15 protein-coding genes are annotated in these 17,085 nt (G+C 65.2%); 4 read left to right on the top strand and 11 right to left on the bottom strand.

Annotation, left to right across the window (positions count from 1 at the left end; translation table 11 throughout):
• Positions 1-5: 5 nt before the first annotated feature.
• The gene (locus IVA78_RS17440) at positions 6-959 is read right to left on the bottom strand and encodes a DMT family transporter (protein ID WP_247281965.1); all 954 of its coding nucleotides are present in this window, start codon (positions 957-959) and stop codon (positions 6-8) included.
• Positions 960-1,079: 120 nt separating this feature from the next.
• On the bottom strand, positions 1,080-1,574 hold the full coding sequence (locus IVA78_RS17445; RefSeq protein ID WP_247281966.1) for a transcriptional repressor: 495 nt from the start codon (positions 1,572-1,574) through the stop codon (positions 1,080-1,082).
• A 157-nt stretch (positions 1,575-1,731) separates the two neighbouring features.
• On the opposite strand from IVA78_RS17445, the gene IVA78_RS17450 reads away from it, so the two are divergent.
• From IVA78_RS17450 to IVA78_RS17460, 3 genes are read left to right on the top strand one after another with little or no spacing between them, the layout of a single operon-like run.
• The gene (locus IVA78_RS17450) at positions 1,732-2,214 is read left to right on the top strand and encodes a MarR family transcriptional regulator (RefSeq protein WP_247281967.1); all 483 of its coding nucleotides are present in this window, start codon (positions 1,732-1,734) and stop codon (positions 2,212-2,214) included.
• A complete protein-coding gene (locus IVA78_RS17455) occupies positions 2,207-3,376 on the top strand; it encodes an HlyD family secretion protein (protein WP_247281968.1) in 1,170 nt (389 codons plus the stop codon). The genes IVA78_RS17450 and IVA78_RS17455 overlap by 8 nt, the downstream gene beginning before the upstream one ends.
• Positions 3,377-3,395: 19 nt before the next feature.
• Positions 3,396-4,952, top strand: a complete 1,557-nt coding sequence (locus tag IVA78_RS17460) for an MDR family MFS transporter (protein WP_247281969.1) — start codon at positions 3,396-3,398, stop codon at positions 4,950-4,952.
• A 136-nt stretch (positions 4,953-5,088) separates the two neighbouring features.
• Here IVA78_RS17460 and IVA78_RS17465 read toward each other — a convergent pair whose 3' ends face one another.
• The 5 genes from IVA78_RS17465 to pcaF all read right to left on the bottom strand — a co-directional run bounded on the left by IVA78_RS17465 (position 5,089) and on the right by pcaF (position 10,854).
• Positions 5,089-6,180, bottom strand: coding sequence for an ecdysteroid 22-kinase family protein (locus IVA78_RS17465; RefSeq protein ID WP_247466723.1), 1,092 nt, complete (start codon positions 6,178-6,180; stop codon positions 5,089-5,091).
• A gap of 49 nt (positions 6,181-6,229) precedes the next feature.
• Positions 6,230-7,918 (bottom strand): methyl-accepting chemotaxis protein, encoded by a 1,689-nt coding sequence (locus IVA78_RS17470; protein WP_247418255.1) that lies wholly within the window; start codon positions 7,916-7,918, stop codon positions 6,230-6,232.
• Positions 7,919-8,137: 219 nt separating this feature from the next.
• Entirely contained in the window at positions 8,138-8,740 is a 603-nt protein-coding gene (pcaG, locus tag IVA78_RS17475) for a protocatechuate 3,4-dioxygenase subunit alpha (RefSeq protein WP_247281972.1), read from the bottom strand.
• Entirely contained in the window at positions 8,741-9,442 is a 702-nt protein-coding gene (gene pcaH / locus IVA78_RS17480) for a protocatechuate 3,4-dioxygenase subunit beta (RefSeq protein WP_247281973.1), read from the bottom strand. It abuts the gene before it with no gap.
• Positions 9,443-9,645: 203 nt separating this feature from the next.
• Positions 9,646-10,854 carry a 3-oxoadipyl-CoA thiolase gene (pcaF, locus tag IVA78_RS17485; protein WP_247281974.1) on the bottom strand — a complete coding sequence of 403 codons (1,209 nt, stop codon included), beginning with the start codon at positions 10,852-10,854 and terminating at the stop codon, positions 9,646-9,648.
• 217 nt (positions 10,855-11,071) lie between these two features.
• Between pcaF and mutS the strand changes: the two genes are divergently transcribed.
• Positions 11,072-13,810, top strand: a complete 2,739-nt coding sequence (gene mutS / locus IVA78_RS17490) for a DNA mismatch repair protein MutS (protein ID WP_247281975.1) — start codon at positions 11,072-11,074, stop codon at positions 13,808-13,810.
• Between the two features lie 106 nt (positions 13,811-13,916).
• Here the strand turns inward: mutS and IVA78_RS17495 are convergent, their stop codons facing one another.
• The 4 genes from IVA78_RS17495 to IVA78_RS17510 all read right to left on the bottom strand — a co-directional run bounded on the left by IVA78_RS17495 (position 13,917) and on the right by IVA78_RS17510 (position 17,081).
• Positions 13,917-14,714, bottom strand: coding sequence for a hypothetical protein (locus IVA78_RS17495; RefSeq protein ID WP_247281976.1), 798 nt, complete (start codon positions 14,712-14,714; stop codon positions 13,917-13,919).
• A 167-nt stretch (positions 14,715-14,881) separates the two neighbouring features.
• Positions 14,882-15,391, bottom strand: a complete 510-nt coding sequence (locus IVA78_RS17500; RefSeq protein ID WP_247466725.1) for an OsmC family protein — start codon at positions 15,389-15,391, stop codon at positions 14,882-14,884.
• Between the two features lie 54 nt (positions 15,392-15,445).
• Positions 15,446-16,231 (bottom strand): ABC transporter ATP-binding protein, encoded by a 786-nt coding sequence (locus tag IVA78_RS17505; RefSeq protein ID WP_247281978.1) that lies wholly within the window; start codon positions 16,229-16,231, stop codon positions 15,446-15,448.
• Positions 16,232-16,235: 4 nt separating this feature from the next.
• A complete protein-coding gene (locus tag IVA78_RS17510) occupies positions 16,236-17,081 on the bottom strand; it encodes an ABC transporter permease (RefSeq protein WP_247282056.1) in 846 nt (281 codons plus the stop codon).
• Positions 17,082-17,085: the final 4 nt, after the last annotated feature.

Raw genomic sequence — 17,085 nt, forward strand, 5'->3', positions numbered from 1 at the left:
AAATATCAGGTTTTGGTGACGTTCAGCAATGCATCGCGCGCCGCCGCAGCCGATGAGCTGGGACGGTTAACCAGAAAAAGCCCAGCAATTACAAGGACCGCGGCGGCCCCGAATGTCAGGCTTAGGGTGTCGTGCATGATGAAATAGCTACCGACCACGCCAAACAAAGGGGTGATGAAGGTAAAAGCCGACAATTTGCTGGCCGAATACGTCTTCACCAGCGCGAACCAAAGCGTGAACGTGGTTCCAACCACCCAGATCGCCTGGAAGGCCATGAGAGCGAGGGACAGGGGCGCAGGCGTATGCGTGACGGATTCGCCGAACAGCCAGGCTGCCAGGCCGAGGATCGGGATCGAGGTCGCGACCTGATAGCCCAGCGCCTTCTCGGGCGCGGCGAAGCGCAGCCGCGTGCCCTTGGCGACCAGCGTGGTTGCCGCCCACAGCGCCGCGCCGCCGACGATCATGAGGTCACCGAGCAACACCTTGGCATCGACATCCGGCTGCGGCACGCCGATGGCGAGCGCGACGCCGGCAAAGCTCACCGCCAGTCCCAGCCATTGCGTGCCGCCAAGCCGTTCGCCGAGCACCTGATAGGAGCCGAGCGCGACGAAGAACGGCGCGGTGTAGAGGAAGACGACCGCCCGAGAGGCCGGTGTGAAGCGCAGGCCCTGGAAGATCAGAACGAACTCGATTCCGAACATCAATCCGGCGATCAGGCCGGGCTTCCAGGTGCGGTCACGTTCGAAGAAATTGACGTCACGAAGGGTGCCGATGATGAATAGCACCGGCAGCGCGCCCATCGAGCGGATCGTGGCCTGGAGCATCGGCGGGATATCCGGCAGCACCAGCTTCACCGCAATCTGGTTGAAGCCCCAGGTCAAGCACAGCATCAGCATCAGGGCGATGGCGCCGACGCTCAGCGGGCGACCGGCGGAGGATATGGCTTGTGGTGAGGACATCTCTTCCCGACTACCGGCGTTGTGCCGTTGTTACTTGAGCGATCGGACGGTGGGGCTCTTTACCTCTCCCCAGCGGGGAGAGGTGGACACCGCGGCCTTGGGTCGAGTTGATCGCATTCTTCAGGCAGCTTTCTGACAATGGGTGCAGATGCCCGTGATCTCCACCACGGACAATTTAGGAGCGAAGCCTGAGCTGCGCGCAGCGGCATTGAGTTCCTTGGCGAAGGAGGCCGACGGGATCTCGCCGACCAGGCCGCAGCGTTCGCAAATCAGGAACGCCACCGCCGAGGTCGCGTCGTGGTCATGGGCGGCGCAGGCCAAATAGGCGTTACGGCTCTCGATGCGATGCACGAGGCCGTTGGCCATCAGAAAATCGAGAGCACGATAGACCGTGATCGGCGCTGGTCGCGCCATCGACTTGGCGAGTTCGTCGATCACCTCATAGGCGCCAAGCGGGCGGTGGCTGGAGAGGAGCGCCCCGAGCACCTGACGGCGGATCGGCGTGAATTTCTGCGCGCGCTGCTCGCAGACCTGTTCGGCATGCGCCAGCGCATCCGCAGTGCAGCGGTCGTGATCGTGATCGGGCGCGGGAAATGCCGTGTTTGCGAGGGTCATGCGGGACGCGTTCTAGCATTTTGCTGATGGAACCCAAAGCGCGACCGGCAACGCGGCTGCCAGCCATGCTCTTGGAGCGGGACGGCGTCCCGCTAATCCGCCATGAAATAATCATAAGCTTGCTTATTATATTCCAGGCTTATTGGAGACGAAGCTCATGACCCGAGGGTCGGTCGACCAGAATTTCCTGTTCACGCTGGGTGAGCTCTACCGCTTGTTGCGTGTCTATGCCGACAAGGAGGCGTCCCGTTTCGGCATCACCCGCGCGCAATGGGCCGTGCTGTCCAAAGTCGAGCGCAGCGAGGGCATGAAGCAGTCGGAGCTCGCCGAGCTCCTCGAGATGCAGCCGATCACGCTGACGCGCCTGATCGACAAGCTCTGCGACAATGACTGGATCGAGCGCCGCAGCGACGCCTCGGACCGCCGCGTCAAGCGCCTGTATCTGAAGAAGGCGGGCCGGACATTGCTCGGCCGGATGAGCGGGCTGAAGTCCGAAATCACCGCCAATGCGCTCGACGGCATCAACGCGGCCGACGCCCACCGCCTCCTCACCCAGCTCGAAACGATCAAGGAAAACGTGCGGACCGCGATCCAGACATCCGGAGCGGAACAAGCACGCAAGGAGCAGCGCTATGGCTGATCAGGTCCTCAAGTTCCAGCCCGAGCAGAAGATCGACGGCGGCAAGCCCACAAAGAAGGCTGGCACGGATCCGCGCCGCCGCGTGGCGGCGGGCCTGCGCCGCTACCGCCGCTTCCTCCTCCTGGTCGTCCTGCCGGTCACCGTCGCCATCGGCGGCATCACCTTCTATCTCCATGGCGGCCGCTATGTCGGCACCGACGACGCCTATGTCGGTGCGCAGAAGGTGCTGGTGACGCCCGACATCTCGGGCAAGATTCAGAAGGTGATCGTGAGAGAAGGACAGTCCGTCAAGCAGGGCGACGAATTGTTCGAGATCGACCCCGTTCCGTTCCGCCACGCAGTGGATGAAGCCAAGGCGCAGCTCGCGCAGGCCCGCACGACCTATGAGAACCTCGTCGCCAATATCAAGATCTACGGCGACATGCTCAACCTTGCCCAGCAGGGCGTCGACCTGAAGCAACGCGATGTCGAGCGCAAGCAGGCGCTGGTCAAGAACAATTACGGCTCGCAGCTCGATCTCGACAACGCTGCCAACGCGCTGGTGACCGCAGGCGCACAGGCACAATACATCAAGCAGCAGCTCTCCAACGCCAAGACGCAATTGCTGGGCGATCCCTCGTTGCCGCTGGAGCAGTTCCCGCCTTACGCGCAGGCGAAAGCCAAGCTGGACGACGCCCAGCGCAACCTCGACCACACCGTCCTGCGCGCGGCGATGGACGGCGTGGCCACGCAAGTGGAACAGATCCAGCTCGGCCGCTACGTCGCCGCCGGCACGCCGGTGTTCTCCATCATCGACGTCGCCCATCCCTGGGTCGATGCCAATCCGAAGGAGAGCGATCTCACCTACGTCACCGAAGGACAGCCCGTCACGCTCGAAGTCGACGCATTTCCGAACCACCTTTTCAAGGGCAAGATCGGATCGCTCTCGCCCGGCACCGGCGCGCAATTCGCGATCCTGCCGCCGCAGAACGCCACCGGCAATTTCGTCAAGGTGGTGCAGCGCGTGCCGATCCGGATCTATTTCGACGAGACCGACAAATACGTGCGGAAACTGAAGGCCGGCATGAGCGTCTACGCCACCATCGACACCGGCCATCGGCGCTCGCTCGCCGGCCTGCTTGGCCTGTCAGCGACCGCGGGCCAAGGCCAGGACAAAGAATAAACCTGAGAAGGACTGATCGATGTCCGGCCCCAATGCCAGTCTGATGGTCCCAGGCCTGCGCCGGAACATGGTGACGATCTGCGCCATGACCGCGACCATCATGCAGGCGCTGGACACCACCATCGCCAATGTCGCATTGCCCTACATGCAAGGCACGCTGTCCGCCTCGCAGGATCAGATCAACTGGGTGCTGACCTCCTACATCGTCGCCGCCGCGATTATGACGGCGCCGGTGGGCTGGATCGCCAACCGCTTCGGCCGCAAGCGCATCTTCATCATCTGCTCGGCGGGCTTCACCATGGCGTCGGTGTTGTGCGGCCTCGCCCAGGACATCAACCAGATGGTGCTGTTCCGCCTGCTGCAAGGCGTGTTCGGCGCCGCCCTGGTGCCGCTGTCTCAGTCGGTCATGCTCGACTACTACACGCTCCAGGAGCGCGCCAAGGCGATGTCGATCTGGGGCATGGGCGTGATGATGGGCCCGATCATGGGCCCCTCGCTGGGCGCCTGGCTCACCGAGACCTATTCCTGGCACTGGGTGTTCTTCGTCAACCTGCCCTTCGGCGCCATCACCGTGCTCGGGCTGATCGTCTTCATGGACGAGACCCGGAAGGATTTCAGCCTGAAGTTCGACTGGTTCGGTTTCGCCGCGCTGGCGATCGCGATCGGCGCACTTCAGCTTGCGCTCGACCGCGGCGAGCAGCTCGGCTGGCTTGAGTCGAGCGAGATCCTGGCGGAATTCATCGTCTCCGCTGTCGCCTTTTACTTCTTCCTCGCGCACTCCTTCACGACATCGACGCCGTTCATCCGCTTCGCGCTGTTTCGGGATCGCAACTTCGTCACCGGCTGCGTGTTCATGGTCGTGATGGGGCTCGTGCTGTTCTCGACCATGGCGCTGGCTTCGCCCTACATGCAGAACGTGATCGGCTATCCCATCATCACCGCCGGCCTGCTGCTGGCGAGCCGCGGCATCGGCACCTTCTTCGCCATGATGCTGGTCGGCCGCATGATGCGCTATGTCGAGGCCCGCACGCTGATCATCGCAGGCCTCACGCTGACCGCGGGCTCGTTGTTCCAGATGACCGGCTGGACCGACCTGACCCAGGTACCGGAGATCGTCACGGTCAGCGTCATCCAGGGCTTCGGCTTCGGCCTTGTCTTCGTGCCGCTCTCGACCGTGGCGTTCCTGACGCTGTCGAACGAGCTGCGTACCGACGGCACCGCGATGCTGACCCTGATGCGCAACGTCGCAAGCTCAGTCGGCATCTCCGTCGTCATCGCCCAGCTGACGCAGGGAACGCGGCGGACTTATGCGATTCTCTCCGAGCACATCAACCCGTTCAACCATGCGCTCCAGATGCCCAGCGTCAGCGGCATGATCAATCTTTCCACAGACGCCGGCCGCGCCATGACCGACAGAATGGTCAGCGTGCAGGCGCAGATCATCGCTTTCGCGCACGATTACCAGCTGGTGATGGTCTTCATCCTCTGCACCATCCCGCTCGCTTTGCTGATCGGCTCGACCAAGGCCACACTACGCAAGCAGGCCGCCGGGCCGGAGCATGCGGTGATGGAGTAGTGATCGGTCCCGTGCCCCGGACGCAGCGCAGCACGCAACTGATGCGCTGCTGAGCCGGGGCCCATGCCCGCGGCACGATTGTCCCGGTTCTGCGGCGCAGCGTTACACGCTGCACCGCGCCCGGGACACGAGCGCGCTACAACAACTCCTCGCACCCGAGATCCTCGACCGCCATCATCACCCGCTCCAGGTTATTCCACCAGATCAGCGGCGGGATGTTGATGCTCCATTGCCAGACCGGCTTGGTGATCTGCCAGAGCACCGACCGGCGATAGTCCTGATCGAGCGCGCCGCGCGTGTAACCCGTGACACCGTGCTGTATCAGCGTCTCGTGATAGAGGTTGAGCAGGGGCCGTTCGAGTGCCTGCCGGCGGTCCGGATACCATTGCGTCGCCATCATGTAGGCGAGGTCACCGGTCGGCACGTTTATGCGCCACTGGTCGAAATCGAAGATGCGAACGGTGTTGGCAACGCCTGTGCGCGGCAACAGAAAATTCCAGGTATGGGCGTCGCCATGAGCGATGGTGACATGCCGGCGCGAATGATAACGCTCGAGCAACCGTTCCGATTGCTCGATGAAGCGGCGGAAGAGGATGCGCCGCTCCTCGCTGAGGCGGTCGCCGAGCAGATCGGCGAAACGATCGTAGTGACCAGCGAAGGTCGCCATCAGCTTCGCACTGTCGTCGGTGCTCATCCAGGTGCCGATAGTATCGCCGAAGCTATCGTGGTCCCACCACGCCGCGTGCCAGCGCGCGAGTGTCGTCACGATCGCCGTTGCCTGCTCTCGCGAGGGCGGCAGCGGCCATTGAGTTGCAATCTCATGGCTGTCGGTGAGGTCCTCGAGCAGGAGATGCCAGGTGAGGCCGTCCTCGTCAAAATGTCCGTCGAAGCAGCGCGGCACGAGACCCCGCGGCGTTTCTGGCTCAAGCTGCGTGTAGAACGCGACTTCGTTCCGGCCGCTATTTGCGAGCGACTTGGCGAAGCCTGCATGCGCGGTCTTCAGGATCAGCGACTGCGGGGCGCCAGCGGACTCCCCAACATAGCGCAAACCGAGACGCACGATATGTGACACGATGGTGTCGCGCTGATGCAGCACCTTCACCTCGCGCACCGCACCGGCGTCCAGCGCGCCGGCCCGGCGCAGCGCGGCCGTGAGGTGACCGGGCTCGGCAACCGCCGGCAGTTGCGCATTCGTCATGAAGACCACGATGCCCCTGTGCCGCGCCATACTGCACGATCACAACCGCCGGCACCAGCGGCAGGCATCGCGCCGGGCGTCACGCCGCGGCAGTCGAGTCCCGCACGGTCCGCACCACGACCGACCGCAGTTGCTCGAGATTGGCGGCCATGCCGGCGATCGCCTGCCTGACCTCCGCGGCGCGCTCGTTCACGGAGGCGGCGTCGCGGCTGACATGACCGATCTTGGCCGAGACCTCCTTCGCCGCCGACGCCGATTCGGAGATCGATCGCGTGATCTCACGCGTCGCGGCGTCCTGTTCTTCCATCGCGGCAGCAACCGAGATCGCGACACCGTCGATCTCGGCGATGTGGCCCCCCATGGTCTCGACGGCGTCGACGGCAGCCTGAGTCGCGGTCTGGATCTCGGCAATCAGCCGCCCGATCTCCTCGGTGGACTTGGCGGTCTGATCGGACAGCGATTTCACCTCGGTGGCGACCACCGCGAAGCCGCGGCCGGCCTCGCCGGCGCGCGCCGCCTCGATCGTGGCGTTGAGCGCCAGGAGGTTGGTCTGGCCGGCGATGCCGCCGATAAGATCGGAGACCTCGGCGATCTTCCTCACCGAACCAGCCAGCGCCTGAATGGTCGAGCGCGCCTGCTCACGGCCGGCGACCGCAGATTTGGTGACCGTGCTGGTCCTCGCGACCTGACTCGCGATCTCGCGGATCGAGGCGCTCAGCTCTTCGGCCGCAGCCGAGACGGTTTGCGAGCTGCCGAGGGCCTGGGTGGAGGCCGCGGCGACCGCCTGCGACTGCGCGGAGAGCGAACTTGCGATCTCGGACAGGCTGGTGGCGACCCGCTCCACGCCCTGCGTCGCCGCGCTCGCGCTGTCGACAGACCGGCCGGTCTCGCGTTCGACGGTCTCGGCCATCTGCTGCAGGGCGCTGCGCTTGGCGCGCGCGGCCTCCTGTTCCTGCCGCAACTGCTCCTCGCGCAGGCGGGAATTCTCGACCGCCGCCTGCTTGAACACCAGCAGCGCACCCGCCATCGAGCCAACCTCGTCCTGGCGGTGCGCGAAAGGAATGTCGGCTGCGAGATCGCCGGTCGCGAGCTTCTGCATCGTGTCCGTCATTCGTACGATCGGGCGCACCACGCCGAGCGCAACGCCGAGCAGGCCTGCGGCAATGAAGGCGAGGACGGCGGCGGAGACGCCGAGGAGGATAAAGAGCATCGAACTGTCGCGGTCCGCGGCCAGCTTCTCCATGGCGGCATTCTGCTTGTTGGCACTCTCGACGATGCTGTCGATGACGGCGCGATGCGCGGTGTATGCGCCCTTCAGCTGCGCATAGGCGCGCTCGGAAGCGGCCGCGTCCTTGGCCTTGAGGGCTGGCAGGAGCTGGTCGGACGCCTTCCAGAATTTCTGCACCTCGGCATCGGACTTCGACACCAGCGCGGTCTTCAGGTCTGCCGAGAGGCTGGAGGCGACCCAGAATGCCTTGCGCTCGTCGTAATCCTTGCGGAGCTGAACTAGGCGCTCGCCATGAGTGGCAAGCTGGTCCGGCTCGCGCATGGCAAGCGTGGCCTCGAGATAGGCTTCGATGACATATTCCGGCGGCGGCAGGATATCGGCGATGAGGTCGTTGCCGAGCTTGATATCGGAATAGAGCGGGCCGCCGACCTTGAGCTCTCTTAGGGCGTAGAGGCTGGTGGAGACCACGGCCGTAAAGCCGAGGGCCAGGACGACACCGAATGCAATGATTGCCGAGGAAAGCGAAAAACGAATTTTCATGGAACAATCCGGTCGCGCGGTCGAAATCCAAATGGATACTAAACGACTACGGTAAACACGGGATTGCTACGCGCGGAAATTGCGCTCCGCGAACTCCGGGGAAACTACGGGGAAACTACGGGAAGCATCAGGGGCGGCTCCGATACGGAAGACGCCCCCGGCCCCCGTCCCGGACAAGCGCGTCTCAGGCGCGCCCGCAGGTCCGTGACGACGCGGGCGTTAAACGTCGAAGAACACCGTCTCGTCGTCGCCCTGGAGCCGCAGGTCAAGCCGGTAAACCGCCTTGCCGGCCTCGCGCGTCGCAACCAGCGTGGCGCGGCGCTCAGTGGGCACCAGCGCCAGCACGGGATCGGCGGAATTGCCGGCCTCGTCGCTGAAATAGATGCGGGTATAGAGATGCCTGAGCATGCCGCGCCCGAAGACCGCAAGAAGGATGTGCGGCGCCTGCGGCTTGCCGTCGGGATCCGGCACGGCGCCGGGCTTGATGGTCTCGAAGGCGTAATTGCCATCCTTGTCGGTGCCGCAGCGGGCAAAGCCGCGGAAGCTCGCATTCGGCAGCGCACGCTTGTCCTGCGGGTCGGCAAAGCGACCTTGCGCGTCCGCTTGCCAGATCTCCAGCATGCAATCCGGCACGGCGACGCCATCACCGTCGAATACCCGGCCCTCGATGCGGATACGGTCGCCAGAAACGTCGGGCGTGAGCGTCGAGTTGGTGAACGCGTCGTTCCAGGCGTATTCGCCGTTCGGCGTCAGGCCGTATTTGAAGAACGGACCGACGGTTTGCGATGGGGTGATCCCGTTGGGCTTCACAGAATCCTGCACTTAATGGTTCTCCATAGGCGTGGCGTTCTGGCCGCGCAGCACGATGTCAAAGCGATAGCACAGCGCCCATTCGGGCTGTGTGTTCTCGAGATCGAAGGAAGAGACCATCCGCGCCCGCGCCTTTTCGTCCGGCACCGAATTGAAGATCGGGTCGAACGGGAACAGCGGATCGTTCGGGAAATACATCTGCGTCACGAGGCGCGTGACAAAGGAATGGCCGAAGACCGAGAGGTGGATGTGCGCGGGCCGCCACGCATTGTGATGATTGCCCCAGGGATAAGCGCCCGGCTTGATGGTGACGAAGCGGTAGTAACCTGAGGCATCGCTCACGGTACGGCCGGCGCCCGTGAAATTTGGATCGAGCGGTGCCGGGTGCTGGTCACGGACATGGACATAGCGGCCGCAGGAATTGGCCTGCCAGATTTCGACCAGCGAGTTCGGCACGCCGCGGCCGTCCTCGTCGCGGACGTGGCCATGCACGATGATGCGCTCGCCGAGCGGCTCGCCACTGTGCTGGCGGGTCAGATCATTGTCGCCCTCGCGCACGGTCTCGTGGCCATAGACCGGGCCAGTCAGCTCCGACAGGGTGTGGCGCATCGGAATCAAGGGCTGGTGCGGCGCGCGCTTGATCGAGCTCTTGTACTCGGGAGACAGCGGCAGCGGATGCGCCTTGTTGCTGTCGACGGGATAGATGAACGTCATTGGCGAACTCCTCCCCGGCCGTTCAGGGGCCGGTCAACGCTCGACAATCATTATAGGACATAACTAATTTGGGGAAGCGGGTTTCGCAGCCCCTATTACTTGTTGTTCCGGGGCAGCCCGAGAGGGCTGAACCCGAAATCTCGAGATCCCGGGTTCGGTGCAAGCGCACCACGCCCGGGGATGACGAGATGCGCCGCGCCCCGTCAGTTCAATTTCTCGATCGCGACCGCGACGCCCTGGCCGACGCCGACGCACATGGTGGCAAGCGCGAGCTTGCCGCCGCGCTTTTCCATGCCATGCACGGCGGTGAGCGCGAGACGGGCGCCACTCATGCCGAGGGGATGGCCGAGCGCGATGGCGCCGCCATGCGGATTGACGAAGTCGGCGTCATCAGCCACGCCAAGCTGACGCATGCAGGCGATGCCCTGCGAGGCGAAGGCTTCATTCAGCTCGATCAAGTCGAAATCGCTGATCTTCTTGCCGAGTCGCTCCATCAGCTTGCGCGTCGCCGGCACGGGTCCAATGCCCATGATGCGCGGCGGCACGCCGGCCGAGGCGAGGCCGAGAATGCGCGCGCGGGGTGTCAGCCCGTGCTTCTTCACCGCAGCTTCGGATGCGAGGATCATCGCGGCGGCGCCGTCATTGACGCCGGAGGCGTTGCCGGCAGTGACCGTGCCGGGATTGCGCACGATCGGCTTCAGCTTGGCGAGCCCCTCCAGCGTGGTCTCGGGGCGCGGATGCTCGTCCTTGTCCACCGTGATAGGGCCGGCCTTGCCGCCGGCAATGGTGATCGGGGTGATCTCTTCCGCAAAATAGCCGGATGCAATCGCCGCGCCGGCACGCTGCTGCGAGCGGATCGCGAAGGCGTCCTGGTCGGCGCGCGAGACCTGGAATTCCTCGGCGACATTTTCGCCGGTCTCCGGCATCGCGTCGACGCCATACTGCGCCTTGAGCAGCGGATTGATGAAGCGCCAGCCGATCGTGGTGTCGAAGATCTCGGCCGAACGCGAGAACGCCTCCTGCGCCTTGCCCATGACGAAGGGGGCACGGGTCATGGATTCGACACCGCCGGCAATCGCAAGCTCGATCTCGCCGGAGCGGATGGCGCGCCCCGCGGCGCCGACCGCATCCAGCCCGGACGCGCAGAGCCGGTTCAGGGTCTGGCCCGGAACCGAATCCGGCAGGCCCGCCAGCAACAGCGCCATGCGTGCGACGTTGCGATTGTCCTCGCCGGCCTGATTGGCGCAGCCGAAGAAGACTTCGTCGACCTGGCCCCAGTCGAGATTGGGACGCTTGGCCATCAGCGCCTTGATCGGCGCGGCCGCCAGGTCGTCGGCGCGCACCTTGGCGAGCGAGCCGCCGAAACGGCCAATCGGGGTCCGCACGGCATCGCAAATAAAGACGTCACGCATCGCTGTTCTCCCTGAATGCCGCGGTTCGGCCCAATTTCTTCAATGAGGGCGGAGTTTTAGGAGGGCGCCCGCGGCAGGTCAATTGACGGTTTCGCGTGCGACTCGCAGGGGGCCAGCCGCCCGCAACGCATGCCGCGGTGCGGACAACGTGGAAAACCTCACCTGCCCGGCCAAAGCGATAGGACCGGGGAGCGAAATTTTGTAGGTTGCACCGCCCATGACAATGCAACAGCCAATACCTGTACCGCCTCCCGACGACACGCCCGCGCCGCAGGCGGAAGCTGCCGCGCGTGTCACGCCCATGATGGAACAGTACCTCGAGATCAAGGCGGCGCATCAGGGCTTGCTGCTGTTCTACCGGATGGGCGATTTCTACGAATTGTTCTTCGAGGACGCCGAAATTGCCTCGAAGACGCTCGGCATCGTCTTGACCAAGCGCGGCAAGCATCAGGGCGCGGATATCCCGATGTGCGGCGTGCCGGTCGAACGCTCCGAGGATTATCTGCACCGCCTGATATCAGCCGGCCACCGGGTCGCTGTCTGCGAGCAGACCGAGGATCCCGCTGCGGCCAAGGCGCGCGGGAACAAGAGCGTGGTGCGCCGCGGCGTGGTGCGGCTGGTCACGCCGGGCACGCTGACCGAGGACACGCTGTTGGACGCGCGTGCGAACAACTACCTGCTGGCGATCGCGCGCGCCCGCTCCTCCGCCGGTGGCGACCGCTTCGGCCTTGCCTGGATCGACATCTCGACCGCCGAATTCATGGTGACGGAGTGCGGCGGCGGCGAGCTCGCCGCCACGCTGGCGCGCATCAATCCGAACGAGGCGATCGTCACCGACGCGCTCTATAACGACAGCGAGCTCGGACAGATGTTGCGCGAGCTGCCGGCGGTAACGCCGCTGACCCGCGACGTGTTCGACGGCGCCACCGCCGAGAAGCGGCTGTGCGACTATTTCGCTGTCGCCACAATGGATGGGCTGGCGCAGCTCACGCGTCTGGAAGCCACCGCTGCGGCCGCCGCCGTCACCTACGTCGACCGCACCCAGGTCGGCAAGCATCCGCCGCTGCCGCCGCCGGCGCGCGAAGCCTCGGGCGCAACCATGGCGATCGATCCGGCCACCCGCGCCAATCTCGAATTGACGCGCACGCTCGCCGGCGAACGCCGCGGCTCGCTGCTCGACGCGATCGACTGCACGGTGACCTCGGCCGGTTCGCGGCTGCTGGCGCAGCGACTGGCGGCGCCACTGACCGATGCGCTGGCGATCGCGCGGCGGCTCGATGCTGTCGGAACCTTCGTTACCGATTCCGCCGCGCGCGAAGACATCCGCAGCATTTTGCGCGGCGCGCCCGACATGTCACGGGCGCTGGCCCGTCTCTCGGTCGGCCGCGGCGGACCGCGCGACCTCGCCGGCATCCGCGACGGCATCATCGCCGCCGACCAGGTGCTGACGCGGCTGTCCGAGCTCGACCAGCCGCCGCAGGAGATCGTGGCGGTGATGGCGGCGCTGCAAAAGCCATCTCGCGCGCTGGCGACCGAGTTTGCCGGCGCGCTCGATGAGCAACTGCCATTGATCAAGCGCGACGGCGGCTTCGTGCGCCAGGCTTACGAGCCTGCGCTCGACGAAGCCCGCAACCTGCGCGATGCTTCGCGCCTGGTGGTGGCCTCGATGCAAGCCCGCTACGCCGACCAAACCGGCGTGAAGGCCCTGAAGATCCGGCACAACAATGTGCTCGGCTATTTCGTCGAGGTGACCGCGCAGCACGGCGACAAGCTGATGTCGCCGCCGCTGAATGCGACCTTCATTCATCGCCAGACGCTGGCGGGCCAGGTGCGCTTCACGACCTCGGAGCTGGGCGAGATGGAGGCCAAGATCGCCAATGCCGGCGACCGCGCGCTCGGGCTCGAGCTCGAGATCTTCGAGCGGCTCTGCGCCAAGGCGCTCGAGATCAGCGAAGACTTGCGCGCCGCCGCGCACGGCTTTGCGCTGCTCGATGTCGCGACGTCGCTGGCCAAGCTGGCGGTCGACGAGAATTACGTGCGGCCCGAGGTCGACACCTCGCTCGGCTTTGCGATCGAAGCCGGCCGCCATCCCGTGGTGGAGCAGGCGCTCAAGCGCAATGGCGAGCCGTTCATCGCCAATGCCTGCGACCTCTCGCCGGCACCCGGACAGAAGTCAGGCCAGCTCTGGCTGCTCACCGGTCCGAATATGGCAGGTAAATCCACATTCCTGCGCCAGAACGCACTGATCGCCCTGATGGCGCAGATCGGCAGTTTTGTGCCGGCCGCGCGGGCGAGGATCGGCATCGTCGATCGCCTGTTCTCGCGGGTCGGCGCGGCCGACGATCTCGCCCGCGGCCGCTCCACCTTCATGGTGGAGATGGTCGAGACCGCGGCGATCCTGAATCAGGCCGGCGAGCGCGCACTCGTGATCCTCGACGAGATTGGCCGCGGCACCGCGACCTTCGACGGCCTCTCGATCGCCTGGGCCGCGATCGAGCATCTGCACGAGAGCAATCGCTGCCGCACGCTGTTCGCCACGCATTATCACGAGCTGACGGCGCTCTCGGCAAAACTGCCGCGCATGTTCAACGCCACCGTGCGCGTGAAGGAATGGCAGGGCAATGTCGTGTTCCTGCACGAGGTGCTGCCGGGCTCGGCCGATCGCTCCTACGGCATTCAGGTGGCCAAGCTCGCCGGCCTGCCACCGGCCGTGATCACGCGAGCCAAATCGGTGCTGGCCAAGCTGGAGGCCCAGGACCGCGGCCAGACCGCCCGCGCCCTCGCCGACGATCTGCCGCTGTTCGCCGTGCCCTCGCGCGCCGCGGCGGAGGCCGCGCCGCCGAGCGAAGCGGAGCTTCTCATGGAAGCGGTGAAGGCGTTACATCCCGACGAGATGTCGCCGCGCGAGGCGCTGGATGCGCTGTATGCGTTGAAGGCCAAGCTGCCGAAGCAATAAGCACGCCGCGACCGCAATCGTCATTGCGAGCGGAGCGAAGCAATCCATTCTCTCTCCCCGCGATCGTCTGGATGCTTCGTCGCCTCGATCCTTGCAACGACGAAGGTTAGTGCGCCAGCCGCTTCCTTCGTCCATTCCACCACAGCGTCAGGTTCCACACGATGCAGGTGGCGAGCCCCATGCTGAGGCCTATCGCGGAGCCGAAGTTTGCGGCGCCGACATGCATCACGGCAATCGCCATACCGAAGCCGAGCAAGCCCCAGGCAGAATTGGCAAGCACCGCGGCGGTCGGCGGGCCACCGATGCGCGGATGCAGGATCACCATCATGCTGGTGAAGACGATCGGGTAGAGCGCGATGACGCCGGAGACGCGCGGGCCGACCCAGCCCGAGGTGGAAACCACGATGGCGACGAGCGTCGCCACCAAAGCGGCGCGGAACGGAATGTCGTACCAGCGACGCGTCACTAACGGCATCTTCACATGGCGGTACTTAGCGAGCAGCGGAATGCAGATTCCGAAGGCAATCAGGTTCACGGCGAGTCCGGCCGTCAAGGTCCAGTCGAACAGGCGGATGATGGAGGCCAGCACGATCCACACGGCGATCGCGCTGCCGGCACTCACCAGCAGATTGTGCCGCTGCGCCAGCACGACATAGCAGAGGCCAAGCACGATCGTCGCCGCGTTGACGGGAAGGCTCGACAGCGCCCCTTGCGCGATGAAGGCGGCGTCATGGTCGAGCGCGAGAAAGACATAGGAAGGACCCGCTGAGATCGGTAGCGTCGCCACCAGCGCACCGATCACTGGGCCGGAACGTTCGGTGATGATCGACGCCGTCACGACGAACGCCGCCGCGATCGCCATGCGCAGGAGAAGGAAAAGGATGAGGTGGAGATCGGGGGACATCTAGCGCGGGATGATTTTTGTTGAGGCGAATTATCCGCGGGTTCGTTCACCTCTCCCGGAGGGAGAGGTCGATTTGCACAGCACATCGGGTGACGGCTTCAGGTCCCCACGAGAGAACGCCCCTCACCCGCGCCGTCGGCGCAACCTCTCCCAATGGAAATGGGCAGCTACATCCGCTGCATCGACACCGACACCTTCGGGCCGTTCTTGATGGTCTGATAGACCACGCAATAGCGCTCGGTGAGCTTCAGCAACAGATCGAGCTTATCCTGCGGCGCGTCGGTGTCGACCTCGAAGCGCAGCCGGATCTCGGCGAAGCCGACCGGGGTCTCCTTATCGACGCCGAGCGTGCCGCGGAAATCGAGATCACCCTCGGCATAGACGTTGCCGGTCTTCAAGGGCACCTCGATCGCGGTCGCAACCGATTTCAGCGTGACGCCGGCGCAGGCGACCAGCGCTTCCAGCAACATGTCGCCGGAGCACAGCTCGAGGCCGGAGCCGCCGGTGGCCGGATGCAGGCCGGCCATCGCAATGGCGCGTCCGGTCTCGACCTTGCAGGCGATGCCTTCGCTGTCGGTCGAACCCTTCGCCTTCAGCGTGATCAGCGCGGCCTTCGGATCAGTCTTGTAGCGCTCCTTGATCGGGGCCTGTATCCGGCGCAATTGGGCAGCGTCCATGTTCGTTCTCTCCCGGAAGATTGCCCCTCGATGTACCGGCTTGGAGACGAATTGTCACCACCACATGGCCTGACCGGGACCCTGGGTTGCGTCACGGTCGGGCACGCTGCGGTCGAGTGAACGGTCGAGTGACGTCAGCACACTTCGCTTGAAGTTCTCGAACAGCGGCGAATTGCGGTCGCGCGGCCGACCCAGATTGATCTCGATCCGATCGAACAATCGGCCGGGCCGCGGCCGCATCACCAGCACGCGATCGGCCAGCACGACAGCTTCGTCGACGTCATGTGTGACGAGCATCAAGGTCGGCCGCGTATCGGCCCAGAGGTCGAGCAGATGATCCTGAAGGTCGCGACGGGTGAAGGCGTCAAGCGCCGAGAACGGCTCATCGAGCAGCAGCACCTCCGGCTGCGGCACCAGTGCGCGTGCGATCGCGACGCGCTGCGCCTGCCCGCCGGAGAGCTCGCGCGGCCAGGCCTGCGCCTTCTCGGTGAGCCGGACGCGTTCGAGCGCGCGCGCCACCTTCTCGCGCCGCTCGGCTGCGGGCAGATCGGCAAGTCCGAAGCCGATATTGTCAGCGACGCTGAGCCAGGGCAAAAGCCGCGGCTCCTGGAAGATGATGCCGATCTTGGCATGCGGCGAGGCGATCGCCTCATCGTCGAGCGTCACCGTCCCGGAGCTGGCGCGATCGAGGCCGGCGATGGCGCGCAGCAATGTTGATTTGCCGCAGCCGGAGCCGCCGATGATGGCGACGATCTCGCCTTGGTGGATCTCGGCGGAGAAGCGCGCCAGCGCCTCTACGCCGTTGGGATAGGTCTTGCTGACCCGGTGGAGCGCCAGCATCGCGTCACGCTCCCTTCGCGCGTCCGAAGGCATCCTGCCAGCGCAGGAAGGGCGCGGCCGCGACTTCGATCAGCCAGTCCGTGAGCTTGCCGAGAATGGCGAAGATCACGATGGCCGCGAGGATCTGTGCGGGCTTGCCAAGCTGCTGGCCGTCGAGCAGGAGGTAGCCTAGGCCTTCGGAGGCGCCGATCAGCTCGGCCGCCACCACGAACATCCAGCCCAGACCGAGGCCAACGCGCAATGACACGACATAGGCCGGCAGCACCGCGGGCAACAGGATGCGCCGGATCATGGCGGGCCCTGAGAGGCGGAAGGTGCGGCCGACCTCGACGATCTTGCGGTCGACCGCGAGGATCGCGCCCATCACGCCGAGATAGACCGGAAAGAACACGCCGACCGCGATCAGCGCGATCTTCGAGGTCTCGAAGATGCCGAGCCAGAGAATGAACAGCGGCACCCAGGCCAGTGAAGGGATCGCGCGCAGCGCCTGCACGGTCGGATCGAGCAGCCGCCGCGCCAGCGACCAATAGCCGGAGATGGCGCCTAACAGTGTGCCCGCGACCACGCCGAAGGCGAAGCCGAGAGCGACCCGCCACAGCGTCGCTGTGATGTGGCGCACCAGCTCGCCGGAGCGGGCGAGCTCGGTGATGTTGGCAAACACGCGCGAGGGCGGGGGCACCAGCCGTCCGTTGGACCAGCCGACCCAGACCACGAGCTCCCAGCCAAGCGCCAACGTCAGCGGCAGCAGCACACCCAGCACCGGCCGCGCGTAGCGGACGATGCGCGAAGGCGCAGCCGCGGTTTCGGCTGGCTCCGAGGATTGTTGCAGGACTGGCGCGTCGGAGATCATGGCC

It is taken from the genome of Bradyrhizobium sp. 137 (assembly GCF_023074095.1).
Lineage (GTDB): Bacteria > Pseudomonadota > Alphaproteobacteria > Rhizobiales > Xanthobacteraceae > Bradyrhizobium.